Origin of the sequence: Clostridium sp. DFI.1.208 (assembly GCF_024463855.1) — a bacterium.
In the GTDB taxonomy this organism is placed as follows: Bacteria; Bacillota_I; Bacilli_A; order Erysipelotrichales; family Erysipelotrichaceae; genus Clostridium_AQ.
On record NZ_JANGCA010000035.1, the window covers coordinates 26,957 to 51,622 of the forward strand.

The following is a 24,666-nucleotide window of genomic DNA, read 5'->3' on the forward strand; positions in this document are numbered from 1 at the left end:
CGTAAACTATGATATGCCTGCCTGCTGTGGCTATGCTGTGGCTATAAAGAATTAGAAAAAAGGAAAATGATGCAATATCGCTTTACAATAAAACAATGTTACGCTATAATTTTCTTGTAACAAAACATTGTTACGTTTGGACACTTTTCACAAAACAGGCCTTGTATGGGAAAGCGTTGCGCGGATAGATGTACAGGAGAAAACAACATATGAAAAGAGGGTGATGCGTATGTTTCAAAGCTTAAAATTTCTTTGGTGCTATGCATGGAGAGTCGATAAAGGATATTTGATTTGTCTGGTTTTATATCAGATCAGTAATTCGCTAACACCGATCCTAATTATGATTTTTCCAAAGCTCATCATCGATGAATTTCTGGGGAGGAATGAATTCCACCGACTGATCCAGCTTGTTGTGTTTTTCACAATAGGGATATTCCTGACAAAGCTTTTGTCCAGCTGCTTTGAAAATACAGCATTTTATAAACGCTGTATCATATTGGAGCGGTTTCAGACAGAGCTGGGAGAGCGTCTGGTCAAGACCGATTTAGAAAATTTGGAGGATCCTGCCTTTCTTGATATGAAACAGAATGCTGAAAAATTTTTGTATGCAAATGGTCAGGGCTTTAGCTTCGTGTTGGACAGAGCTGTAAATATCATAGGAAAGCTTTTTATATTCGCTACAATTTTTTCAGTGTTACTTGCGATGAATGCGAGGATACTTGCCGTCTTTGTTTTGCTGGTACTTATCAACAGCATCGCACAAATGCATTTGAAAAAGCGCTATGCCGCATTGGAAATGCAAAAAAATCCAAAGGAAAGAAGGTTGTCCTATCTGAATAATCTGTTATCCGATGTCACCTATGCAAAAGAAATCCGGATTAACGGACAGCATGAATTTTTTATTGCAAAGCTGCAAAGTGTCCTGAGAGAATTATGGCACTTCTATCGTCGGCAGATGCATCTGTTAAATTGCTCGCAGGGTGTTCTGCATTTCGTTGATTTGCTGCAGCGGGGAATAGCATACCTGTACATGATATATGCTGTTTCCAGACACCTGATAACGATTGGTGACTTCACCCTGTATATCAGTGCTGTCGCAACCTTTACCGATGCCATGAACGATGTATTGGACAGTATGAATGATGTACGGCAATATAGTATTTATTTTGATGCAGTAGAGAGCTATCTGAATCTGCCAATTAAAATCCATACGGAAGCAGATGCTACAGTATCATTTCCCGAGGTGATTGAATCCATAGAGTTCCGGGATGTCAGCTTTGCTTATAAGGGGAAATCAACCTGGGCGCTGCATAAGGTGAATGCTAGGTTTTCCGGTAAGGAGAAGGTCGCTATCGTCGGTGAAAACGGAGCCGGTAAGTCTACGTTTATCAAGCTGCTGTGTCGTTTATATGAGCCGGTGAGCGGTGAAATTTTAATCAATGGTATCAATATAAAGAAATTCTCATATCAGGAATACAAGGAGAAGATATCTGCCATATTTCAGGATTATCAGCTATTCTCTTTCAACATAGCGGAGAATATCGGCTTGCAGGAGGAGATAGAAGATGAGCGTGTTTTCAAAGCTTTGAACCAGCTGGGACTGACAAGGCGTATAGCAACATTAAAGCAGGGCGTCCATACAGCAGTTCACAGGGATTTTGATTCTGAGGGCTTTGAACCGTCAGGAGGACAGGGACAAAAGCTGGCGATTGCCCGTGCATTATATAAGGATGCACCGATCATCGTACTGGATGAGCCTACTGCGGCATTGGATCCCCGAGCAGAGAACGAAATTTATAAAACCTTTTCCACGCTTGTGAAGGGAAAGCTTGCTATATATATTTCCCATCGTCTGTCCAGCACAAGGTTTTGTGACACGATCCTTGTCCTAAAGCAAGGAGAGCTGGTTGAATGCGGCACTCACGAGGAGCTGCTTGCTACAAAAGGTCTGTACGCGGAGCTGTATGCAATGCAGGCAAAGTATTATAAATAAGGAATAAACCATACCCGATTTTCAACAGGACAGGGCAGGGAGCAGCACCTGCATTCTGTCTAATTTTTATTGGCTGATAGGCTCTTCTGCTGGGGAGATTTACCATGAGAAAATGCTTTGTTTTTTTATCCTGCGCATTGACCAAAGCAGATGAGGATGCTACTATAAATGCATAGATAGCGCTTACAGGCGTGGGTCGCAGGGGGTTACATGGTTGTCTTTTTTTACCTGACGTTGCCATAGGGAATAAAAATCAGTGTATTTATATCCGCCCAGCATGCAGCGTAAATGCTGGGGTATCATGGGAGAAAGAGGTAGTATGATGTCTGCGTGTAAATTCAAAAAGGAAGGGATTCTGTGCATACTGATTTTTGTTTTATTCCTTTCCTTCTGCCAGCTTTATAGGATCAATGAAGCAGCAGGCCTGCGAAAACAGGAAATTGCCGTGATACAAACATATCAAAGTGTCCTGCCATCATCGCGGGAAGTATCCGCTTATATAGAAAATCAAGCAGAAAGAGAAAAGATTGAATTCTCTCTTGCGGAGTATGATGCCCTTACAAAGGAAGCGATGAATGCTTTGGCAAAAGAGGATTATCCAGTCTATACACGCAGTATGACAAAAATCTGTCTGCTTAGTGCTCTGTATCGCTATCAGCTGTATACCCACAGCGGACTAAGCGGTGTCGTTTCAGAAGCCGTCATGCAAAGGGAAAAAGAGAAGATGGATGCCATGTTTGAGGAACTTGGTATGCAGCAGTCTGCATATTCCTTTCTGGTGAAGACGGATCTATACGGCAATCCGGAAAGCATCCTGCAGGAATTTCCCGGAATTGTCACAAGAGCCCGTATGTATGAGCAGTATCATGAAAAGGGATGCTCCTTATTATCTGCGGATTCCTATGATGGCATGTCCTCTCTGTATCATATAGCCGAAAAGCTGCTTCCTGTTTTGCTGCTTGTACTCAGTACCCTGATTTGTATGGATATGATTTACTTTGATTACAAAAGCGGTACGCTGAAGCTGTTGCTGACACAGCCGAAAAAACGCAGCTTTTATTTACAACGGCTGTGTGTGCAGTATTTCAAAAGACTGGTTCTTCTGTTGATTATACCACTCACTCCAGTCTTTCTGTTTACAGGGGCGGCAGACAGATATGCGGAAGTGGATGCGCCGATGCTCGCATATTCCAAAGGCTTTACAAGCTTTGAGGGGCTTGATAACCAGATAGAGAAAACAAATCTGATTTATAATGAGGAAAAAGAAATTTATTTCTTTCATACCCGGATTTCACCATGGAATCCTGGTGATATGGAGCCACAGCCGGAAATGGAGATTCTTCCATTCTGGAAGGCTCTGCTTGCCTGCACCCTGTTCACAGCGGTCCTGCTCATGTTTTATGTAATTTTACAGCTGTTCTTCCATGTATTGCTGGCGAATCCTATCGCCGCCGCTGCAGCAGCTCTTTTTACCGCTTTTGCAGGGATTTTTCTATCGCCGCCACAAAAAGCGACAGCTGTATATAATCTTGTGAATCCCTTTACCTACCGCAATCCTGTCTATGCCGTTACAGGTTATATCGGTCCTTCCTACTTATGGTCGCTCACCATTGTAGCAGCTGCGGGGGTGCTGCTGTTTGCCGCAGCCTGTCTGCTGTTCAGGAAAAAGGATATGGGGTCCATGTAGAGAACAAGGCCTTGTCTTCATCGCAAACAAGAGCCGCTATGTGAGGCTTTCTGTTTTGAAGTGCGATGTGTAATGAATCATCACATCTATATGCTGCAGAAAGAAAGGTGGTCATGCAGGATGCATAGCTTAGTTGAGGTTCAGCATGTAACAAAATATTATGACAAAGCCAAGGTGCTGGATGATGTCAGCTTCACGGTTGGTGAAAGGGAAATCATTGGGCTGATCGGGCCAAACGGCGCAGGTAAATCTACACTCATGAAATGCATGAACAGTCTTGTCTTCTTTCAGGAGGGAGATATTCTCATCGAAGGCTTTTCCATAAAACACGATCGGGAAAAGGCATTGCAGGTACAGTCGTCCCTGATTGAAAATCCGGGTATGTATCTGGATATGACAGGAGAGCAGAATCTGAAATTCTTTGCCCGATTAAGAAAAACGGATGCTGTGCAGCTTGCAAGGGTGAAGGAGTTCACCGGTTTGAAGGAGGCTCTGAAGAAACCGTGCGGGCAGTATTCTCTAGGTATGAAGCAGCGTCTTGGTCTGGGGATTGCTTTGCTGGCAAAGCCGCGTTTTCTCATACTGGATGAGCCCATGAACGGGCTGGATCCTGATGGTGTCATGCTGCTGCGGGAGAATCTGAAAAAGCTTGTGGAGGAGCAGGCGATGAGTATTCTGATATCCTCTCACCAGCTGGGAGAAATAGAAAAAATAGCTACCAGAATTCTCTGTATAGATAAGGGGAAGATGATAACTACACAGGATTCGCTGCTCAATCGCAGGCAGTATGTACTGGAAACGGAGCAACTGGAAAAGCTATCCACATTATCCGAATTGCAGAGGACTGCTGAGACCTATCAGCTATTGAATGCTACGCATATGATGGTGGAATTTGTATCCTCGGATGGTCTGCAAAAGCTTTTATCTGCCGCACATGATGCCGGTATCCTAATCACGGATGTTCAGCAGAGGGTGATTAACATGGAAGAATTTTACCAGCAGGTCTTTCGGAGAACCACATGATTGCCTTCTATATTCAGGAATGCAGGCGTGTGCTTTCCCGCAAATATACCTATTGTATCCTGATGGCCATGCTCGCCTTTCTTCTCCTTCACATACCCTATTATCACCTGCAGGCAAGCAGCTATATGCAGAAAGAAAGAAATCAGGCCTATGCAGATGCCTATCTTCTTTACAGCTCCTTACACAATGCTGTTCAGGATAAAGCAGCAGCTGCGGAAAATTTCTACCAGAAGGAATACGAGGATTACTATCTGCTGATGCAGATTTACGATTCCAAACGCTATGCGGAAAGTCTGGATCAAAAGCTGCGAGTGCAGCACGGTATTTATATAAGAGAAATTGAATGGATGAAGGAAAACCATGAGTTTGTGCTCAACTATGAGCTACAGGAGCGAGAGCGGCAGGCAGTCTGGACCACCTATATGCTGGGGCATAAGCTGCTTCCCTATGCTACCCCATTTGAAAATCAGACTTCAAATTTTTTCTATCAGCTGCTGCACGGCAATGTATCGCTGCTCGTTCTCTTTCTGCTTGCGGTAAGTATCGTTCCCATGATTGTGTGCAGAGATTTTGAGGAGGATGTGTACAAGCTCATCTATACCACTGCTATATCAAGAGAACGTATTCTGCTTGCCAAGCTGCTTGCGGCGATTACGATGATAGCCGGCTTTTTGGTCGTCGCTTCTGGTACTGTCGCGCTTGTGACCTGGCTGCTGTATGGCGGCGGTTCACTGGCTTATCCCTATCTGATGGAGAATGGCTCGCTGATTACGGCAGGCACTTATCTTGCCTCCTCCCTCCCATTGTATCTGTTTACGTTGCTTTTCCTGACTATTTTAATGTTTCTGTTTTCCTGCCTGTGTCGCAAACAGGTGGATACCTGTATTTATTTCGGTCTTTTGATGGCATTGCTGTACGTCTGTATGGAATATCAACTATTTGCGAAGCTGCAGGCGTGGATTCCCTGCTTTTATATACAGGGCAGCCGTATTTTAAGCAATGAGATGGGGATATCTGTTGCACAGGCAGTGCTGCGCTGCAATGTATACAGTGCGGGTGTAGTGCTGGGGCTTTGTGCTTATTTTCGCAGAATCGATATCAGAAAAGACTGAGCTTATACGAATTGCGGCTGCGTTTAGACTGCCGTTTGTTGTATGCGCACAGTGCGAGCAGTCATACACGCCTTCACACAATATCTTGGGGATTTATCTCTCTTGCTAAGCTTTGAGGGGCATTGCTTTCGGTTTTGCTATATTTTTCTCTGATATGGAAAGCTGCTTGAGGGCTCGGGCACGCTGTTATGCGAATCCAAACGGAAGATTTACTTTTATAAGCGTGGTGAAAGAAATCAGGGGTTTTTGCTACTGCTTGCTGTCAGAACCAAAGCAGCTTGCTACAATTCTGTTTTCAGCACGTAGCTTATATCCTCCCGGCAGTGCAGAGCTCGTATGGCTGCATGTAATTTGTGAAAAAAACAGTTGCAATTCCAATCGAATCATATTACAATACTAAGTACCGCGGTTTCGTGGTATTTTCATGCGTGGGAGAAGGAGGCAACCCTTCATTCTGACCACTGCATAAGACTTTTTAAATATAGGAGGAATGTCTTGTGAGTAAGAAAGTTGCAAAAGTTTGTAAACTTCAGTTCCCTGCAGGGGGAGCTAGACCGGGACCTGCACTGGCTTCTGCCGGTATCAACATGCCGCAGTTCTGTACAGCATTCAACGATGCTACAAAAGAGCGTGCTGGTGATGTCGTTCCAGTTATCATTACTGCATACGAGGACAAGAGCTTTGACTTCGTAATCAAAACAACTCCGGCTGCTATGATGATCAAAAAAGCTGCTGGAATCAAAAAAGCTTCAGGTAACCAGAAAGAGATCGCTGGAAAAATCACAGTAGATCAGCTGCGTGAAATCGCAGAATACAAAATGCCAGACTTAAACGCTAACGATGTGGAAGCTGCTATGCGTATCGTCGCAGGTACTGCTAAAAACATGGGTGTTGAAGTTGAAGGTTTTGAATAAGAAAGGCGGAAAACAAAATGGCAAAATTCGGTAAAAAATATGTAGAAGCTGCTAAAAAAGTTGATCGCACGAAAACTTATTCAGTAGCCGAGGCAGTAAAATTAGCAAAAGAAACAAACATCGCTAAATTCGACGCATCTGTTGAAGTTAGCTTCAAATTAAATGTGGATCCTCGTCACGCTGATCAGCAGATCCGTGGTGCGATGGTGCTTCCACACGGAACCGGTAAAACACAGAAGGTCTGTGTTATTACACAGGGACCAAAAGAGCAGGAAGCGAAAGATGCCGGTGCAGATTTCGTTGGTGGAAAAGAACTGCTGGAAGACATCCAGAAGGGATGGTTCGACTTCGATGTAATCGTTGCGACTCCGAACATGATGGGTGAGCTTGGTAAGCTGGGACGTCTGTTGGGACCAAAGGGCTTAATGCCAAACCCTAAGACTGGTACAGTTACCATGGATGTAGCAAAAGCTGTTGAAGATATCAAAAAGGGTAAAGTTGAATACCGTGTTGACAAAGAAGGAAATATCAACCTGATGATCGGAAAAGTAAGCTTTGACGATGAGAAGCTGGTTGACAACTTCAATGCACTGCTGAAGGTTATCTCAAAAGCACGTCCTGCAGCTGTAAAGGGTACTTACATCAAAAACCTGGTAATCTCCACTACCATGGGACCTGGTGTCAAAGTAGCTGTTGAAAAATAACGATCGACAAAGTCTCGTTAGCAGGTTAAAATATCAGATGTTATCAATATACCATAGACAGTAACGGCCTTATGGCTTAATCATGTTACCGAGGTAAAAGTTAGATACTAAACTTTCACCCGTAGTCTGTCTATGCCTGCGGGTGTTTTTATATCACTCTTAAAGGGTATATTGTTACATATAAATTTAGGAGGTGTGAAGTTATGAACCAGGCGATTATCGATAGCAAGAAAGCGGTCGTTTCTGAAATTGCTCAGAAAATGAAAGAATCTCAGTCAACTGTTGTTGTTGAGTACCGTGGACTTAGCGTTGCCGAAGTAACCGAGTTACGTAGAAATCTGCGCGAAGAAGGTGTTGAGTTCAAGGTTTACAAAAACTCACTGGCTCAGCGTGCTGCTGTTGAAGCAGGTGCGGATGATCTTACAAAGGATCTGATCGGACCAAACGCCATCGCATTCGGTGGTGACGCAGTTGCTCCTGCGCGTGTTCTGGCAAAATTCGCTAAGAAACATGAACACTTGGTATTGAAAAGCGGAATCGTAGAAGGAAAAGTTGTTGGTGTAGATACCATTAAAGAACTGTCCAGTCTGCCGAACCGTGAAGGTATGTTATCAATGCTGTTAAGCTGTCTGCAGTCTCCAGTACGTGGATTTGCATGTGCTGTTAAGGCAGTGGCTGACGCAAAAGACGGAGGTTCTGCTGAAGAAGCAGCTCCACAGGAATAAACTTACAGGAGGAAAATGAAAATGGCAAAATTAGCACAGGAAGATATCTTAGCTTACTTAGAAGAAGCTACCATCTTAGAACTTAACGAATTAGTAAAAGCAATCGAAGAAAAATTCGGTGTAACAGCTGCTGCACCAGTTGCTGTAGCTGCTGTAGCAGACGACGCTGCTGCTGCAGGACCTAGCGAAGTAACTGTAACTCTGACTGACATCGGTGGAACAAAGGTTGCTGTCATCAAGGCAGTACGTGAAATCACTGGTTTAGGTCTGGTTGACGCTAAGGGTCTGGTTGACAAGGCACCAAGTGTAATCAAGGAAAACATCAAACCGGAAGAAGCAGAAGAAATCAAGAAGAAACTGATGGACGCTGGTGCTTCTGTAGAAATCAAGTAATTCATACTTACACATTTTACAAACAACAAAAAGCCGAAAGGCTTTTTGTCACCTAAAAAGGCGGGATAACGATGGATCATTACTTTACAGATAATCGTCATTTAGCAGAAAACCGGAAGGAAATATCTTTCCGGTTTTGGTGTTTTAACGTTTCTTTTATTACCGATAACGGCGTATTCTCCAAAGACAGTGTTGACTTTGGGACACGGGTACTGCTGAACACGCTGCATGAGCATGAGGCTGAGCTGGGAAATCAACTTCTGGACATGGGTTGCGGCTATGGTGTTGTGGGAATTGTCTCAAAAAAGGCATGGCCGGATAAGCAGGTTGAAATGGTGGATGTAAATCCCAGGGCGGTAGCACTTGCCAGGGACAATGCTGAAAAAAATAAGATCGAAGCAAACATTCATGTGTCCGATGTATATGAACAGGTAAGTGGGAATACTTTTACTGATATCATAACAAATCCTCCGATTCGTGCCGGTAAAAACGTCATCTATAAAATCTTCGAGGAGGCATGGGAGCATCTTGCGGATCAGGGTACACTGTGGGTTGTGATCCGTAAACAGCAGGGAGCTCTCAGCGCTGTGACGAAAATAAAAGAAGTGTTTGGAAATTGCGATATCATTCACAAGGAAAAAGGATATTTCATACTAAAAGCAAAAAAAGCATTGACAATTTGACAAACAGTTGATATTATAATAAATTGCATAATACTAAAATATTAAAATGGGTTTTTATGCCTTATTTTGATAGGTGAAACTTGTAGAAAGGATGGCGTACATGGACAAAAAACAGCCTTATCGTATTGTCGCTTCCGGTAAAAAGGCAGAGCGTCGAGACTACTCAAAAGTAAGCGGGCATCTGGAACTGCCAAACCTGGTAGAAATCCAGACAGACTCCTTCGAGTGGTTCAAGAACGAAGGAATTGGGGAAGTTTTTAATGAGATTTACCCGATTCAAAACTATGGAGGAAATATCAAGCTGAAATTCGCTGGCTATGAATTTGGAGAGCCGAAATTCAATGCGGAGGAATCAATGTATCGCGAATGTAATTTCGCGGCACCTTTGAAAGCCCGTATGGAGCTTGAAATTACAGATAACACAACTGGTGAGGTTATCAACAAGTGGGAGGATGTCTTCCTTGGGGACTTCCCGCTGATGACGGAAACCGGTACCTTTATTATCAATGGAGCGGAGCGTGTCATCGTTTCGCAGATCGTGCGTTCCCCGGGTGCGTACTTTTCCACTGGTTATGAGGAAAAAACAGGGAAGGAATCCTTTGCCTGTGAATTGATTCCAAGCCGCGGAACATGGCTGGAGTTTCTGACAGAAGTGAAAAAGGCGTCTACAGGACGTGTTTTAAACATGAGCATTGACCGGAAACGTAAAATGCTGTCTTCTATTCTGTTTAAGGCGATCGGTATGTCTGTGGATCTTGACAGAAGTGAGGATGCACATGACACGATGCAGATCAAAACCTTCCTGAAGGCTATGGGAAGAGATATCGTGGAAAATGTCGCGATCGATGATGAGGATCGCGAGTTCATGAATCTGTACCTTACATTATATGCATCCTTCTTCGGCAAATACGAAGAAATTGAAAACACACTGATGGCAGATAAGGTCAAGACAACACAGGAGGCGTTACTGTCCATTTACGAAAATCAGCGTTCTGATGAAATCCCGACACTGGATGGCTCCATTACACTGATGAATGCGAAGTTCTTTGATCCGCGTCGTTACGACCTGACAAAGGCTGGACGCTATAAGCTGCGTAAGAAGCTGAACGCGATCAACCGTGTTGATAAGCATCATCTTGCACAGGATATTCTGGATGCGGATGGCAATGTATTTATGGCCAGCGGTACCATGGTCAATCGCGATGAGCGTAATGCGCTTCGCACAGAGCTGGAAAAAGGTATGCATGTCAATGCATTCCCGTTCAATCCATTGTTCAATCATCCGGATAAGGTATATGTACCAAGCAGCAATCACCTCGGTCTTGTCGGACGTGTTCTGGCAGGCGATGTGGAGCTGGAAGACGGTACACTGTATGAAGGAAGCATTCTGAGTGAACAGGATGTGGAGGCTATTGTCAAGGGTGTGGAAAAGGTAGCTGTTCATGGCGGCATCATCGCCAAGAAGGTTGCTTTGACAAGCGCGAATGTGAATGCTGTATTGAACTACGGACAGAGAATGTACGCGTTTGCCCGTTTGACGGATGCAAATGGAGAAGATGTAGTCAACGAGGAAGGCGATTTCTTCGTGGATGGCTATACGCCTCGCCACAAGCCGGAAGCACTCAGTGTGACTGCCGTAGATGAAATCAAAGCAAAGGTCAACAACGGTGCTGTATTATATGCATGGTTAGTGGGAGCTGCGATTCAGGAAATCCTGATTCGTGACCACGACGGTGCAGTAGTTAAGGTTATGGGAAATGACCCGTATGCTGACAAGCACACCATTACTATTTCCGATATGTATGCATTCTATGCCTACAATCTGAACAATATGGAGGGCGTTGGAGATACCGATGATATCGATATGCTGGGGAACCGTCGTATCCGATCCGTTGGAGAGCTGATTCAGAATCAGTTCCGTATCGGTTTAAGCCGTATGGAGCGTGTGGTTAAGGAGCGTATGTCCATTGCGGATATCGCGACCCTGACACCGAAGAAGTTGACCAATATCCGTCCGCTGACAGCGGCAATCAAGGAGTTCTTCTCCTCTTCTCAGCTGTCTCAGTTCATGGACCAGCAGAATCCGCTTGCTGAGCTGACAAACAAGCGCCGTATTTCCGCATTGGGACCTGGTGGTATCACCCGTGATCGTGCGAGCTACGAGGTTCGTGACGTTCACAGCTCTCACTATGGGCGAATCTGTCCAATCGAGACACCGGAAGGTCCAAACATCGGTCTGATTTCCAACCTGACGACGTATGGAAAAATCAATGAATACGGCTTCATTCAGACTCCGTACCGTATCGTGAATGCGGATGGAACTGTACAGGAAGAGGCACTTTACCTGTCTGCGGATGAAGAAGCCGATTATGTTATCGCACAGGCCAACGAGGTTGTTGAAGGCCGCCTGATCAATGAGCATGTCGTAGCGCGTAAAGCCGGAGATACCATCATCGCAAGACGTGAAGAGGTAGAACTGGCCGACGTCTCTCCGAAACAGATCGTATCCGTTGCGACTGCCTGTGTACCGTTCCTGGAAAACGATGATGCTTCCCGTGCCCTCATGGGTGCGAACATGCAGCGTCAGGCCGTTCCTCTGCTGCAGCCGCATTCTCCATATGTCGGAACCGGTGTAGAGTTCAAAATTGCAAAGGACTCCGGAGTCGGTATCGTCGCAAGAGAAAACGGTGTCGTGGAATATGTTGACTCTCAGAGAATCATCGTCAGTGAGAATGACGGAAACCGCAGAGAATACCGTCTGCGTAAATTCCAGCGTTCCAACAACGGAACCAACATCAACCAGAGTCCGATCATTTCCAAGGGAGAGCGTATCGAAAAGGGTGATATCCTTGCCGATGGTCCATCCATGGAACGCGGGGAGCTGGCACTTGGTCAAAACGTAACCATCGCCTATATGACATGGTACGGATATAACTACGAGGATGCGATCATCATGAGTGAACGTCTGGTTCGCGATGATGTGTATACCTCCATTCATATTGAAGAATACGACATTGACTGCCGTGAAACAAAGCTGGGGCCTGAAGAAATCACCCGCGATATTCCAAACGTGAGTGAAAATGCATGCCGTAATCTGGACAGCCGTGGTATCATCATGGTCGGTGCAGAGGTTATGGAAGGCGATATTCTGGTCGGTAAGGTTACACCGAAGGGGCAGAGTGAAATCTCTCCTGAGGAAAAGCTGCTGCTGGCGATATTCGGTGAGAAATCACGTGAGGTACGTGACAACTCCCTGAAGGTACCGCATGGTGGTGCCGGAATCGTGCACTCCATCCGCGTCTTCAAAAGAAGCGAAGGACACGATCTGCCGCCTGGAGTCAATGAAACAGTAAAAGTATACATCGTTCAGAAACGTAAGATTTCTGAGGGTGATAAAATGGCCGGACGTCACGGTAACAAGGGGGTCATCTCCAAGATTCTTCCGGTAGAGGACATGCCTTACATGCCGGATGGAACACCGGTTGATATCATGCTGAACCCGTTCGGTGTGCCTTCCCGTATGAACATCGGTCAGGTACTGGAAATCCATCTGGGATATGCTGCCAAGAAGCTGGGCGTGAAATTCTCCACTCCGGTATTCGATGGTATCAACAACACCGAGCTGAGCGATATCATGAAGGAAGCGGAAATGACCGTGGATGGAAAACAGGTACTGTATGATGGACGTACCGGTGAACCGTTTGATGAGCGTATTTCAGTCGGCGTCATGTACATGATCAAGCTTGCCCACATGGTTGACGATAAGCTGCATGCCCGTGCAACCGGACCATATTCCTTAGTAACTCAGCAGCCGTTAGGTGGTAAGGCACAAAACGGTGGTCAGAGATTTGGAGAGATGGAGGTTTGGGCACTGGAGGCCTATGGTGCCGCTCATACATTGCAGGAAATCCTGACAGTGAAATCCGATGATATCGTCGGCCGTACAAAGACCTACGAAGCAATCATCAAGGGAAAAGATATTCCGGAACCGGGTATCCCGGAATCCTTCCGCGTATTGAAGCACGAGCTGCAGGCTCTTGCTATCGACGTGAAGATGCTGGATGAAGATGGTAACGAAGTAGATATCAGCAAGGAGGACAACAGCGAAGCAGCTGCAACTCTGCCTCCGATTCCTGCCGCTGAGCCTGTCGGTGAGGAAGACATCAATGATCTGGAAGTAGAAGAGGAAGATGCTGTCGCAGATGACGAATCCGAAGATGAAATTCTTCTGGATGACGATGCAGAGGCTGATGACTTCATAGAAGATGAAGACATTGAGCTGAGCTATGATGAAAACGAAGAGGAGGCGTAAGTAAATGAGTGTTAATAATTTTGCCTCAATTCAGGTAAGCCTGGCTTCACCTGATAGAATCCACGAATGGAGTCATGGTGAAGTAAAGAAACCAGAGACGATCAACTACCGTTCTCAGAAGCCTGAAAGAGATGGATTGTTCTGTGAAAGAATTTTCGGACCGAGCAAGGACTGGGAATGTTATTGTGGAAAATATAAGAAGGTACGCTACAAGGGAGTTGTATGTGACCGTTGTGGTGTAGAAATAACAAAATCCAGCGTTCGTCGTGAGCGTATGGGACACATTGAGCTTGCGGCTCCGGTTGCGCACATCTGGTATCTGCGCGGTATTCCAAGCCGTATGGCACTGCTGCTGGATGTAACACCGAAGCAGCTGGAAGAGGTTGTGTACTTCGTATCCTGGATCGTTACTGATCCTAAGGATACAAAGCTGGAATACAAGCAGGTGCTCTCTGAACGTGAGTACCGCGAAAATATGGCAATTTACGGTCCGGGCAGCTTTACTGCCCAGACTGGTGCCGAGGCTGCGCTGACGCTGCTGACAGAGGTTGACCTGGAAGCGGAATTCAAGCATATTCAGGATGCACTGCAGTCTGCACAGGGTGAAAAGCGTAAAAAGCTGATCAAGCGTCTGGATACCGTAGAAGCCTTCCGTAACTCAGACAATAAGCCGGAATGGATGGTCATGACGGTAATTCCGGTAATCCCGCCTGATCTGCGTCCGATGCTGCAGCTGGATGGTGGACGTTTTGCGACAAGCGATCTGAACGATTTGTATCGCCGTGTCATAACACGTAACAACCGTCTGAAAAAGCTGCTGGAGCTGGGAACCCCGGCTATCATCGTGCAGAATGAGAAGCGAATGCTGCAGGAAGCGGTGGATGCGCTGATTGATAACGGACGTCGTTCCAAACCAATCACTGGTGCTGGTGGACGTGCATTAAAATCTCTGTCACACTCCCTAAAAGGAAAACAGGGACGTTTCCGTCAGAACCTGCTGGGTAAGCGTGTTGACTTCTCCGGACGTTCTGTTATCGCGGTCGGACCGGATTTGAAAATGTATCAGTGCGGTCTGCCTCGTGAAATGGCAATTCAGCTGTTCAAGCCGTTTGTCATCAATGAAATCGTAAATAAAGAAATTGCAAGCAATCCGAAGACTGCGGAGAAGCTGATCGATCGTCAGGATCCACGTATCTGGGATATTGTGGAAAGTGTCATTGACGGCTATCCGGTTCTGATGAACCGTGCGCCTACGCTGCACCGTCTGGGAATCCAGGCCTTCAAGCCGAAGTTGGTTGAAGGACGTGCTATGCGTCTGCACCCGCTGGTATGTACTGCCTTCAACGCCGACTTTGACGGTGACCAGATGGCTGTCCACGTACCATTGAGTGAAGAGGCAAGAGCCGAGGCACTCGTCATGATGCTTGGTAGCAACAACATCCTTGGTCCAAAGGATGGAAAGCCAATCGTTACACCTGGTCAGGATATGGTCATGGGAAACTTCTATCTGACGATGGAGGAAACCGCAGAGGAATTCTATCAGGAGGCCGACCGCTACAATGCCGTTGACTGCCCGAAATCCGCTGCAATCTGGACGCGCTATGGTGATAATGAGGGACATGTGTTTGGCAGCATCAATGAGATTCTGATGGCATATCAGACACAGCAGATTCATCTGCATTCCCGTATTGCCATTCCTGCCCGTGCTTTACACAAGGAAAGCTTTACAGAAGAACAAAATAGAAAATACCTGCTGACAACCGTTGGTAAGGTAATCTTCAACAATATGTTCCCAACCGACTTCCCGTTCCTAAACGAAGTCAGTGCGGAAAACTTTGTCGCAACACCGGAGCGTTTCTTCCTGGAAATGGGAAAAGACGTGAAGGAAGCTATCAAGTCCATGCCGGTAACCGCGGCTTTCAAAAAGAAAGACCTCGGAAAAATCATCGGTGAAATCTTTAAACGCTATTCCACAGAGAAAACAAGTGAGATCCTTGACCAGATCAAGGATATGGGATTCCAGTATTCCACCGTTGCCGGTGTTACCGTATCCCTGTCCGATATCGAGGTCGCACCGCACAAGGAAGAGCATGTGGAATATGGAAAACAGAAGGCCGAAGAGCTGAAAACACTGCGTAAAAAGGGTAAGCTTACCATGATGGAATGGGAGCGTCACCTGAATAAGCTGTGGGCGGATGTCAAGGATGATATCGCTGAGGAGCTGCTGGGAAACCTTCCTCGTAAAAATCCAATCAGTATGATGGCGCGTTCCGGTGCCCGTGGTAATACCTCCAACTTTACACAGCTGGCTGGTATGCGTGGTCTGATGGCAAAGCCAAACCAGTCCAAGTCTGCCAAAGGTGAATATGTTCCTACCATCATAGAGGTTCCGATCTACTCCTGTTTCCGTGAGGGTCTGAACGTGTCCGAGTTCTTTATCTCCACTCACGGTGTGCGTAAAGGTCTGACCGATACCGCGCTGAAAACAGCCGAGTCTGGATATCTGACACGTCGTCTGGTTGACGTAGCACAGGATGTTATCGTTAAGCAGGAGGACTGTGGTACGGATAAGGGCTACTGGGTGGAAGCAATCGTTGACCGTAAGACAAATACGATCATCGAGAGTCTGTTTGACCGTCTGGTAGGACGTTACAGCAAGCAGGAAATCACGGATCCGAAGACCGGTGAGGTCATTCTGGAAAGTGATGAATTTATTACCGATGCACTTGCGCAGAAGGTTGTCGACGCCGGTGTTGAGGGAATGTATATCCGTAGTGCATTTACATGTAAATCCATCTATGGAGTATGTAAGAAATGTTACGGCCGCAATATGGCAACCGGCAAGGATGTCGAAGTCGGAGAGGCTGTTGGAATCATGGCTGCACAGTCAATCGGTGAGCCTGGTACACAGCTGACCATGCGTACCTTCCATACCGGTGGTGTGGCAAGTGCCGACGGTGGAGATATCACACAGGGTCTTCCTCGTGTCGAGGAGCTGTTTGAGGCTCGTTGTCCAAAGGGTGTTGCCGTGCTGGCACAGATCACAGGTGAAATCACCGATGTTCATCAGATTGATACAGGATATGAAGTTACCGTATCCAATGATAAAGAAAGTATTGTCCACAAGGTTACCCTGATCCAGGCAATTCGTCCTTGGATGAAGGTGGGAGCACATGTGGAAGCCGGTGACAAGATTACCGAGGGTCAGGTTGATCCGAAGGAGCTGTTGAAGGTTGCCGGTGTACGTCAGGTACAGAACTACATTCTGAAGGAAGTCAAGAAGGTTTATCAGAGTCAGGGTATCGAAATCAGTGACAAGCACGTTGAAGTTATGATTCGTCAGATGCTTCGCAAGGTTGTCGTACTGGAAGGTAACGATACGCATCTGAATCCTGGTGTCCAGATTTCTCTGACGGAAATCACGAAGATCAACCGTAAGGCATTGCTGAGCGGTCAGATTCCTGCTACCTTCAAACCGGTATTGCTGGGTATATCCAAGGCGTCTGTCGAAACAGATTCCTTCCTGTCTGCTGCATCCTTCCAGGAAACCACAAAGGTTCTGACAGATGCTGCAATCAAGGGTAAAAAGGATTACCTGATTGGTCTGAAGGAGAACGTCATCATCGGTAAGCTGATTCCTGCCGGAACCGGTGTAGGTGATGAGCGTCCAATGAATCTGATTATTGGAGAAAAGGCAAAAGAACTAAAGGAAATCCGTGAGGAGCGTAACCATAAGGAAGACGATGACAACTTTATGGCGTATGTCCCTGCCGGTCCGGAACGTCTGACCAGTGAAATGGTTCAGCAGATCATGGACGGTGAGGATACCACCTTGGAACAGCCTGCTGTTGAAGTACAGGAATAACATAAAGAAACATGTAGTCGTGGTGCTATACCATACTGCATGTTTTTTCTTATCGGTTTGTAAAAACATATATAAGGTGAAAGAACCGCGAATAGCAGATAAAGCAGAATGAATTTTCAAATAGTCTTGAAAAAGAATTGTATTCTGTTATATAATCATCAATGGATATGCAGCAGTGGCAGAGTTTGGTTTAATGCACCGGTTTCGAAAACCGGCGTGTCATTGACACCGGAGGTTCAAATCCTTTCTGCTGCGCCAGAATACGTAGTAGGTATATGTACATTCCAAAGGAAGGCTCAGATAAGCTCTTGAATAAAGTCCTTTCGATGTATCTATACCTTTTTTATATATTTTTGAGGCATATTGTGCTATATATTTTCATGAAGGACTGCTATCTCAATCTCATATGAAAACGGTGATAACAGTTGCCGGAGTCGAAGGGGATATTATAAAAAAACAGAGGAGGTTACTGTATGAACGTTCATATAAAATCATCATCACTCATTTTGATTGTCAGGTAGATATAGCAGAAGTACCTGTTATCAAGGAAGCACAGCTTGTATATGTAAAAGGGAAAGGTACACTCACAACCCGCTATCATACAGAGTGTAAGTACAATTCTAGTGGCAAGAACGATAATGAATATCGTTATAATAGCCAGATGATGCTGAATGATGTCCCTTTACTACAAGTAAATTCATCAGAATGTCCGACCTGCACCAGTCTATTGGCGACAGGCTATGGTATAGAAAATGCCGGGTGTGAAGAGCTTACCGCCATACAAAATAAGATAAATGCACCCTATTCATCACTAAAGCAATCAATTCTTGATATAACTCCTCTTCTTGGGCTAGTCGATTCAGGACTTTATGTGATTGCGGATGCGGTATGCTATCCAACAGACGGTGCCGGAAATTTCTTTTGGAACACGAGGAATGAGCTCATAGAAAATCCCGCAACTGCGGGTGTATACCTTACAGATCATCTGCGCTATATTAGTGGACACCCTGTTTACCTATATCCGACACAAAGCGCCTCCTGTTTCAATGAGAAGCGGATTGAATATTACATGGATACATTTACAAAGAAAGATAATCATCCTCGTGCCATTGTTTATAATTTCAGTGAGTTTATGAATTTTATCATAGATGGTCATCATAAGGCATGTGCCGCTTTTCTATTGAAAAAGCCGCTGCATTGTATTGTGATTCTTCCATTTACCGGAATGAGCTATAAGCAAACAGCTACAAAAAGTATTCCGGATAAGCTTTGGTTTTCATCTGTTACAGTGGAAGCAAGGGACGTACCCAAAAAGTATATTGCTTTAACAGCAAACCGGAAGGATGTGCCATTTTCTATCCGGGCAGGGACGGTTAATAACCGCGAATGGGAAAAGAAATATAAAGCTTGTGCAGAGGGCTATCCAACATTGACGGAATATGCTGAAATCGTTGCCGCAGATCTTCCTTATGAAAAGCCTATGGAAACTGCATTGATTATAGACTGCTTAAACGATATAACAGCTGTGAATCAGCAGAGACTGGAAGCAATCCTGTATGTTATGAAATTACACAAGGATGAAAGATTGAAACAGGTAGCCATGCAATGCGCCAAACGGTTGCCATCAGGAAAAGTGAAAAAAATTGCCTATCAGCTTTTAGCAGATATCAAGCATGATGCAGATATAGAAAAATTATTCATTGACTATATTGTGGCATGTGAGGATTCCCACGATGTTGTGCTGCCGATCGTACAGGCGTATTGGGAGGAAGAAAATTAAAATTATAAGAACGAACAGGAGCAGGCATTGCTGTTTCTGTTTTTTTATAAGGAGCGAGAAATAGGAATCACATTTACAAACCGCTTCAGGAGGAACTCCTAATGAATCCAAAGTATGTATTCCGTATCTCAGGACAGCTGTGGCTTTTCTGCTTCCGGGTGAATCACAGGCTCACATACATTCACTTACCCATAAAACAACTATCCGCGAAGAGATGGATAGCTCCTGCACAAAATCCTATACATGCTTTCCCCTAGTAACAAGACTCTAACCTGCAGTATAGGGCTCTAAGCACATATAGCACAACCCGGTAAAGTATGATAAAATCGTTATAAGTATACGAAATTCGCAAAACATATAAGTAGAAAGCAGGAGGTCATCGTATGGGAAAAGAGAAAGACAGCTATATGCACGTGTTTACACAGCCAAGTAAAGACTGGATCGCCCATACGTTTTCTGCGCCGACTGCAGTACAACAGGAGGCATGGCCTGCGATAGCGGAAGGCGGTTCTGTTTTGATCAGCGCACCGACAGGAACAGGAAAGACAATCTCTGCCTTTCTGGTGTTTGTTGATAAGCTGCAGGCATTGGCAAATCAGGGAAAGCTGAAAGAACAGCTGTATCTCATCTATGTATCACCTTTAAAATCCCTTGCACAGGATATCCGGGAAAATCTGAATAAACCCTTATCCGGCATCGCTCAGGAACCAAACGGGCAGGGGGCAGCGGAAATCACAGTAGGCATACGGACCGGTGATACACCACAAAGAGATCGCCAGCGAATGATTAAGCATCCGCCTCATATTTTGATCATTACACCAGAATCCTTATATTTAATGCTGACAAGCACAGGTGGGCAAACAATATTACACACGGCAGAGGCATTGATCATCGATGAGCTGCATGCGCTCATTGATACAAAACGCGGTGCGCATCTTATGCTTTCTGTCGCAAGACTAGAGAAGCTGTGCAAACGAAAGCTACAGCGCATCGGGTTGTCTGCGACGATTGAGCCGCTGCAGACAGCTGCTGATTATCTGTCTCTGGATGCAGTAAGCATCATAGCTCCCCACATGCAGAAGCAAATACATATCGAGGTCAATGGCTTGACTCCTGCGCTGGGCAGAAGAAAGGATCCTGTCTGGGAAGAGCTTGCAGAAAATGTCTATGCAAAATGTCTGGAATGCAGGAGCGTCATCGCTTTCTCTGAGGGCCGCAGATATGCTGAAAAGCTGGCATATTATGTAAATCAGCTTGGCGGTGAGGATTTTGCGCGCGTACATCACGGCAGTATGTCAAAGGAACAGCGTCTGGAGGTAGAGGCAGCTCTGAGAAACGGCACCCTTCGTCTGCTCTGCGCCACCTCCTCCATGGAGCTAGGAATTGATGTGGGTAGCATCGATCAGGTTTTACAGATTGGCTGCCCGCGCTCCATATCCAGTACGATGCAGCGTCTTGGACGCGCCGGCCACAATCCGGGACGGATTAGCTATATGTTTATGTATCCCCGAACCTCACAGGAAACGCTGTTTTGCGGAATGAGTGCAGCAGTTGCGAAGGCAGGCGGTATTGAACAGGCATCTCCGCCAAAGAAATGTCTGGATGTTCTGGCGCAGCAGCTTGTCTCCATGGCTGCAGTATCAAGCGGTACGCATAGGGAGTTTGAAAGGAAATGGCATCTTAGCAAAATTGCCTATACGATTGATGATGTCATGGAGCTTTTGCAAAGCACCTATACCTTCTGCGATGTTAGTAAACAGGAGGTGATCGGTATTCTGTGCATGCTGGCAGGGGATTATGAGCACAAAAGAGAGGTGCCTGTTCGTCCGCGTATTCTCTATGACCGTGTACACGGCTGTGTTCTTGCGGATCCCTACAGCAGAATGCTTGCTGTCGCTGCTGGTGGAACCATACCGGATAAAGGCATGTATATAGCAAAAACCGAAGACGGGGTCAAGGTCGGTGAGCTGGATGAGGAATTTGTTTATGAAACCCGACTGGGCGATCGCTTCATGCTGGGGGCAAATGCATGGCAGGTGGTTGGCATGGATAAAGACAGCGTAGTTGTCACACAGACCTATTCACAGGGTGCCCGACTACCCTTCTGGAAAGGTGAAATCAAGGGGCGCAGTCTGAAAACAAGTCTGGCCTTCGGTGCTATTATGAGGAAGCTGTCAGAGGCTTACCAGCAAAATACACTGCCACAGGAATTGCAGGCACTGGGGCTGGATGCTGCAGCTGTTGAACATACAAGCGAGTTTTTAAAGCGGCAGATTAAGGCAACCGAGATTCTGCCGGATGATCAGACGATATTGATCGAGCATTTCAAAGATTCCACAGGGAGTCCCCAGGCGATGCTGCATACCATGTTTGGAAGAAGAGTCAATGCGCCACTTGCCTTGCTTTTACAGGATGCGGCACAGAGAATGAACGGAACACATATCGGTTGCGTGGACGAAGAAGACGGTATTCTGTTATATTCCTATGGAGAGGGGAAAATCGAAGAGGGACTGCTGTATACCATCGACCCGGATGCAGTTCAGAAAGTTTTGGAAATCATGCTGCCGCTTACACCTGTTTTCAGTATGAATTTCCGCTATAATGCTGCCCGCGCTCTCATGATGGGAATGCGCAGAAACAAACGACAACCCTTGTGGATGCAGCGACTTCGCAGCACGGAAATGCTGGAAGCCCTGCTGCAGGAGGAGCAGCATCCCCTGATATTGGAAACCAAACGTGAATGCATGGAGGATCAATGGGATTTGAAGGGTTTGCTAAAAGTCCTATATGCGATTCGCAGCGGGGATATCCATGTCCATGAAATGCAGCTGGATACCCCTTCTCCGCTATCACTGCCCTTGCAATGGCGGGTAGAGGCTGCGGAAATGTATGAATATACACCGACAACACCGCGCATTCATCAGGCAGTATATGAGGAATTGCAGCAATTGGAACAGATAAAGCCCTCTCTAGAGGCCCTGCAGCATACCGGAAAGCGGAAAAAGACAATTCAAAATGCCAATGCGCTGCATACTCTGCTGATGATGGAAGGGGATATGACAGCGCAGGAGATCAAGGAGGTATGTGCAGAAGGAATGGATGGTAAGCCTGCTGAGCATAGAATTGCGGACTGGCTGCATGAACTAACTGCACAGGGGTTGATCACCTACATTGAACCCGGACTCTGGATTGCTGCAGAACAGCGTGAGGAGTATGCACAGGCGTTGGCAGAGCACGATGCAAACGCAGGCATGCATATCATTCGCCGTATGCTGTACTATCGGCAGACACAGACGCTAAAGCAGATTCAGGAACGTTATCTCCCTCAAGAGGAGACAGTACAATCCTGGCTGCAGCAGCTATGTCGCAAAAAAGAAGCGGTAGAGGATGATGGCTGCTATTATCATTTTAAACAGTATGAGAGAGCAAGAAAGCAAACAATTCAGAATTTACGCACCCAGGCTGCTACACAGCCCTCCCATCGGTATGCTGCACTCCTTGTCAACCGTGTTCTTCATAATGCTCCTGCCAAAGAGCAGCTGAAGGATACACTTGCTTTATTCTGCAATCAGAGATTTACGGCTTCTTTGTGGGAAAGTGTTTTATTGCCCGCTCGAATAAACGGCTATCAGCCGGAGCTGCTGGATCAGGAGCTGGCACAGGGTGAATTTTTCTGGAAGCTGCATCCGGATGGTACGCTAAGCTTTCATCGTTATGAGGATATCGACTGGGAACAGCCGGTAGCTGCCGCAAGTGACAGCTGTGAGGATCTGCAAACAGAGGAAATGCAGGAACAACGAATTTATCAAAGACTCTGTCTGCAGGGAGCGAGCTTTCTGCATGCGCTCAACAGAATACCGCAGGCAGGGGATGTGCACGCCAATCTGCTGAAGCTGGCAGAGCGGGGACTTGTCTGTGCAGACAGTTTTACACCGGTGCGTCAGTGGCTGAATCAAAAGAAACTGAAAAAGGCATCCACAAAGCAGCAGCTTCATGCCCGAGCGTATGCGATGTCATCCGGAAGGTGGGACATTATCCGTCCTCGAAAGCCCATCACGGCAGAGGCTTTGATTCAGGCATGCTTTCAGGAGTATGGAATCGTATGCAGAGAGACCTTTCGCATAGTTCAACAGCAGATGGAACAGGAACAAGGCTTTAGCTGGAGAGAGGCTCTGGACCTGCTCAGTATCTGGGAATTTACCGGTCGTGTTCGCAGAGGCTATTTTGTGAAAGGACTGTCCGGTACGCAGTTTATATGGAAGCAGGAATATGAAGGCAGCATGCATATGCTGGCTCACCCCAAGCAGCAAATCTGCTGGTTAAATGCGCAGGACCCTATGCAGCCGTGGGGAAAGCTGCTGGAGCATACGGCTTCTGCAGCCTTTATGAATATAGCAGGAACAGCAGTGGCTCTGGCAGGAGGCCTTGTGGTCATGGTCTTTGAACGACAGGGAAGTACGTTAAAAATCTTTGATATAAATCTTGCTGAGGAAGCCCTGTGTGCATTTGTACAGGCATATCGTAAGCAGCATATCTATCCGGATAAAAAACGTCTGCTTGTGAAAGAATATCCGAAAGAGTCAGAAGCTCTGCTAAAAAAGGCTGGATTTTATAAAGATATGCTGGATTATATGCTGTATCGCTAGCGTAGCAGGAAAGAAACAGGCACTCTCATAATTCTTGCTTATGGGAAAGGGCGTTTAGATACTATGGAATCATACGGCAGTTCTGAATTTCCTACCTTGGGAGCTGCTTATAAAGCAACACATCTTTATTTGCAGCTCCTATGCAGGCGCATCGGAATGGAAATTTCAAGAGGGAGTCATAGTAGAGGAATTCGACAACGTCTGATCCTGCATGCATAACCACAGGCATCTCGTACAGGGGAAGCCTATGGCGATAAGTGTGACATAGGGGCAGCAGTATCTACGGGGAACTCATAAAAACGATACGATTCCATCTGAATGATCGTTGTACGAAGAAACGGGTTATGCAGATAGAATGAGGCTGATGAATGGAGAAAATATGGAGGTTAGCGCGATGCTTTCAGTATGATAGCAAACCGGCTGATTGGTTTTGCAGCTTACAGGATAAAAGCTGACAGGCAGAGCATCTACAACCTTTTTTTCAAATTACTGGAGGAAACCGGAGTATATGCAGGAAAGGGGAAGGGAAAGCTGCCTTTTGGTAGGAATTTCGTGCATAAACAGATAAGAAATTGAAAAAATGTTACATTTATAGTGGTTTAAAATAAAAAAGGCAAAAAAATAGAAAAAAAGAGTAGAAAATCGTTGACAATAATCTTTAAAAGAGGTATTATATACAGGCACCGAACGAAAGAACGGCGCACGAAATAGAAATTTCGGTCTTTGAAAACTGAACAGGAAACGTCAATTATTTGAGAAAACAATATTCTCGGTATAACGATAACTAAAATGAAATTCAAACGCAAGTCATGCGTTAGAGCTAAATCAA

General features: G+C 45.8%; 12 protein-coding genes, 1 tRNA gene, 1 pseudogene and 1 other annotated feature. All 14 genes and pseudogenes read left to right on the forward strand.

Features of this window, described 5'->3' with window-relative positions; all coding sequences use genetic code 11:
- Nucleotides 1-229 precede the first annotated feature (229 nt).
- The 14 genes and pseudogenes from NE665_RS16355 (at nucleotide 230) to NE665_RS16420 (ending at nucleotide 23,837) form a co-directional block, all read left to right on the forward strand.
- A complete protein-coding gene (locus NE665_RS16355) occupies nucleotides 230-1,993 on the forward strand; it encodes an ABC transporter ATP-binding protein (RefSeq protein ID WP_178760131.1) in 1,764 nt (587 codons plus the stop codon).
- A 319-nt stretch (nucleotides 1,994-2,312) separates the two neighbouring features.
- Nucleotides 2,313-3,680, forward strand: a complete 1,368-nt coding sequence (locus NE665_RS16360; RefSeq protein ID WP_147324011.1) for a hypothetical protein — start codon at nucleotides 2,313-2,315, stop codon at nucleotides 3,678-3,680.
- Nucleotides 3,681-3,800: 120 nt separating this feature from the next.
- The gene (locus tag NE665_RS16365; RefSeq protein WP_178760130.1) at nucleotides 3,801-4,703 is read left to right on the forward strand and encodes an ABC transporter ATP-binding protein; all 903 of its coding nucleotides are present in this window, start codon (nucleotides 3,801-3,803) and stop codon (nucleotides 4,701-4,703) included.
- Nucleotides 4,700-5,815, forward strand: coding sequence for an ABC transporter permease subunit (locus tag NE665_RS16370; RefSeq protein ID WP_117443098.1), 1,116 nt, complete (start codon nucleotides 4,700-4,702; stop codon nucleotides 5,813-5,815). Before NE665_RS16365 ends, NE665_RS16370 begins: the two co-directional genes overlap by 4 nt.
- Nucleotides 5,816-6,312: 497 nt before the next feature.
- Entirely contained in the window at nucleotides 6,313-6,729 is a 417-nt protein-coding gene (rplK, locus tag NE665_RS16375; RefSeq protein ID WP_117443097.1) for a 50S ribosomal protein L11, read from the forward strand.
- 17 nt (nucleotides 6,730-6,746) lie between these two features.
- Complete coding sequence (gene rplA / locus NE665_RS16380; protein ID WP_117443096.1) at nucleotides 6,747-7,433, forward strand: 50S ribosomal protein L1; 687 nt, start codon at nucleotides 6,747-6,749, stop codon at nucleotides 7,431-7,433.
- A gap of 33 nt (nucleotides 7,434-7,466) precedes the next feature.
- Nucleotides 7,467-7,593, forward strand: a sequence feature (ribosomal protein L10 leader region).
- Nucleotides 7,594-7,636: 43 nt separating this feature from the next.
- Entirely contained in the window at nucleotides 7,637-8,158 is a 522-nt protein-coding gene (gene rplJ, locus NE665_RS16385; RefSeq protein WP_002607386.1) for a 50S ribosomal protein L10, read from the forward strand.
- Nucleotides 8,159-8,179: 21 nt separating this feature from the next.
- Complete coding sequence (gene rplL / locus NE665_RS16390; protein ID WP_002607387.1) at nucleotides 8,180-8,551, forward strand: 50S ribosomal protein L7/L12; 372 nt, start codon at nucleotides 8,180-8,182, stop codon at nucleotides 8,549-8,551.
- Between the two features lie 71 nt (nucleotides 8,552-8,622).
- Nucleotides 8,623-9,234 carry a methyltransferase gene (locus NE665_RS16395; RefSeq protein ID WP_117443095.1) on the forward strand — a complete coding sequence of 204 codons (612 nt, stop codon included), beginning with the start codon at nucleotides 8,623-8,625 and terminating at the stop codon, nucleotides 9,232-9,234.
- Nucleotides 9,235-9,334: 100 nt separating this feature from the next.
- Complete coding sequence (locus NE665_RS16400; RefSeq protein WP_117443094.1) at nucleotides 9,335-13,546, forward strand: DNA-directed RNA polymerase subunit beta; 4,212 nt, start codon at nucleotides 9,335-9,337, stop codon at nucleotides 13,544-13,546.
- A gap of 4 nt (nucleotides 13,547-13,550) precedes the next feature.
- Nucleotides 13,551-17,201 (forward strand): annotated as a pseudogene (rpoC, locus tag NE665_RS16405) (DNA-directed RNA polymerase subunit beta'); the annotation flags it as partial.
- 379 nt (nucleotides 17,202-17,580) lie between these two features.
- A tRNA-Ser gene (locus NE665_RS16410) sits at nucleotides 17,581-17,669 on the forward strand.
- A 148-nt stretch (nucleotides 17,670-17,817) separates the two neighbouring features.
- Complete coding sequence (locus tag NE665_RS16415) at nucleotides 17,818-19,191, forward strand: hypothetical protein (protein ID WP_117443092.1); 1,374 nt, start codon at nucleotides 17,818-17,820, stop codon at nucleotides 19,189-19,191.
- 383 nt (nucleotides 19,192-19,574) lie between these two features.
- A complete protein-coding gene (locus tag NE665_RS16420; RefSeq protein WP_117443091.1) occupies nucleotides 19,575-23,837 on the forward strand; it encodes a DEAD/DEAH box helicase in 4,263 nt (1,420 codons plus the stop codon).
- The last annotated feature ends 829 nt before the right edge of the window (nucleotides 23,838-24,666 follow it).

What these genes read in the sequence shown, in the direction of transcription:
- NE665_RS16355 (WP_178760131.1), top strand. Translation starts at nt 230, where the DNA reads ATGTTTCAAAGCTTAAAATTTCTTTGGTGCTATGCATGGAGAGTCGAT.
- NE665_RS16360 (WP_147324011.1), top strand. Translation starts at nt 2,313, where the DNA reads ATGATGTCTGCGTGTAAATTCAAAAAGGAAGGGATTCTGTGCATACTG.
- NE665_RS16365 (WP_178760130.1), top strand. Translation starts at nt 3,801, where the DNA reads ATGCATAGCTTAGTTGAGGTTCAGCATGTAACAAAATATTATGACAAA.
- NE665_RS16370 (WP_117443098.1), top strand. Translation starts at nt 4,700, where the DNA reads ATGATTGCCTTCTATATTCAGGAATGCAGGCGTGTGCTTTCCCGCAAA.
- rplA (WP_117443096.1), top strand. Translation starts at nt 6,747, where the DNA reads ATGGCAAAATTCGGTAAAAAATATGTAGAAGCTGCTAAAAAAGTTGAT.
- rplJ (WP_002607386.1), top strand. Translation starts at nt 7,637, where the DNA reads ATGAACCAGGCGATTATCGATAGCAAGAAAGCGGTCGTTTCTGAAATT.
- rplL (WP_002607387.1), top strand. Translation starts at nt 8,180, where the DNA reads ATGGCAAAATTAGCACAGGAAGATATCTTAGCTTACTTAGAAGAAGCT.
- NE665_RS16395 (WP_117443095.1), top strand. Translation starts at nt 8,623, where the DNA reads ATGGATCATTACTTTACAGATAATCGTCATTTAGCAGAAAACCGGAAG.
- NE665_RS16400 (WP_117443094.1), top strand. Translation starts at nt 9,335, where the DNA reads ATGGACAAAAAACAGCCTTATCGTATTGTCGCTTCCGGTAAAAAGGCA.
- NE665_RS16415 (WP_117443092.1), top strand. Translation starts at nt 17,818, where the DNA reads ATGAAAACGGTGATAACAGTTGCCGGAGTCGAAGGGGATATTATAAAA.
- NE665_RS16420 (WP_117443091.1), top strand. Translation starts at nt 19,575, where the DNA reads ATGGGAAAAGAGAAAGACAGCTATATGCACGTGTTTACACAGCCAAGT.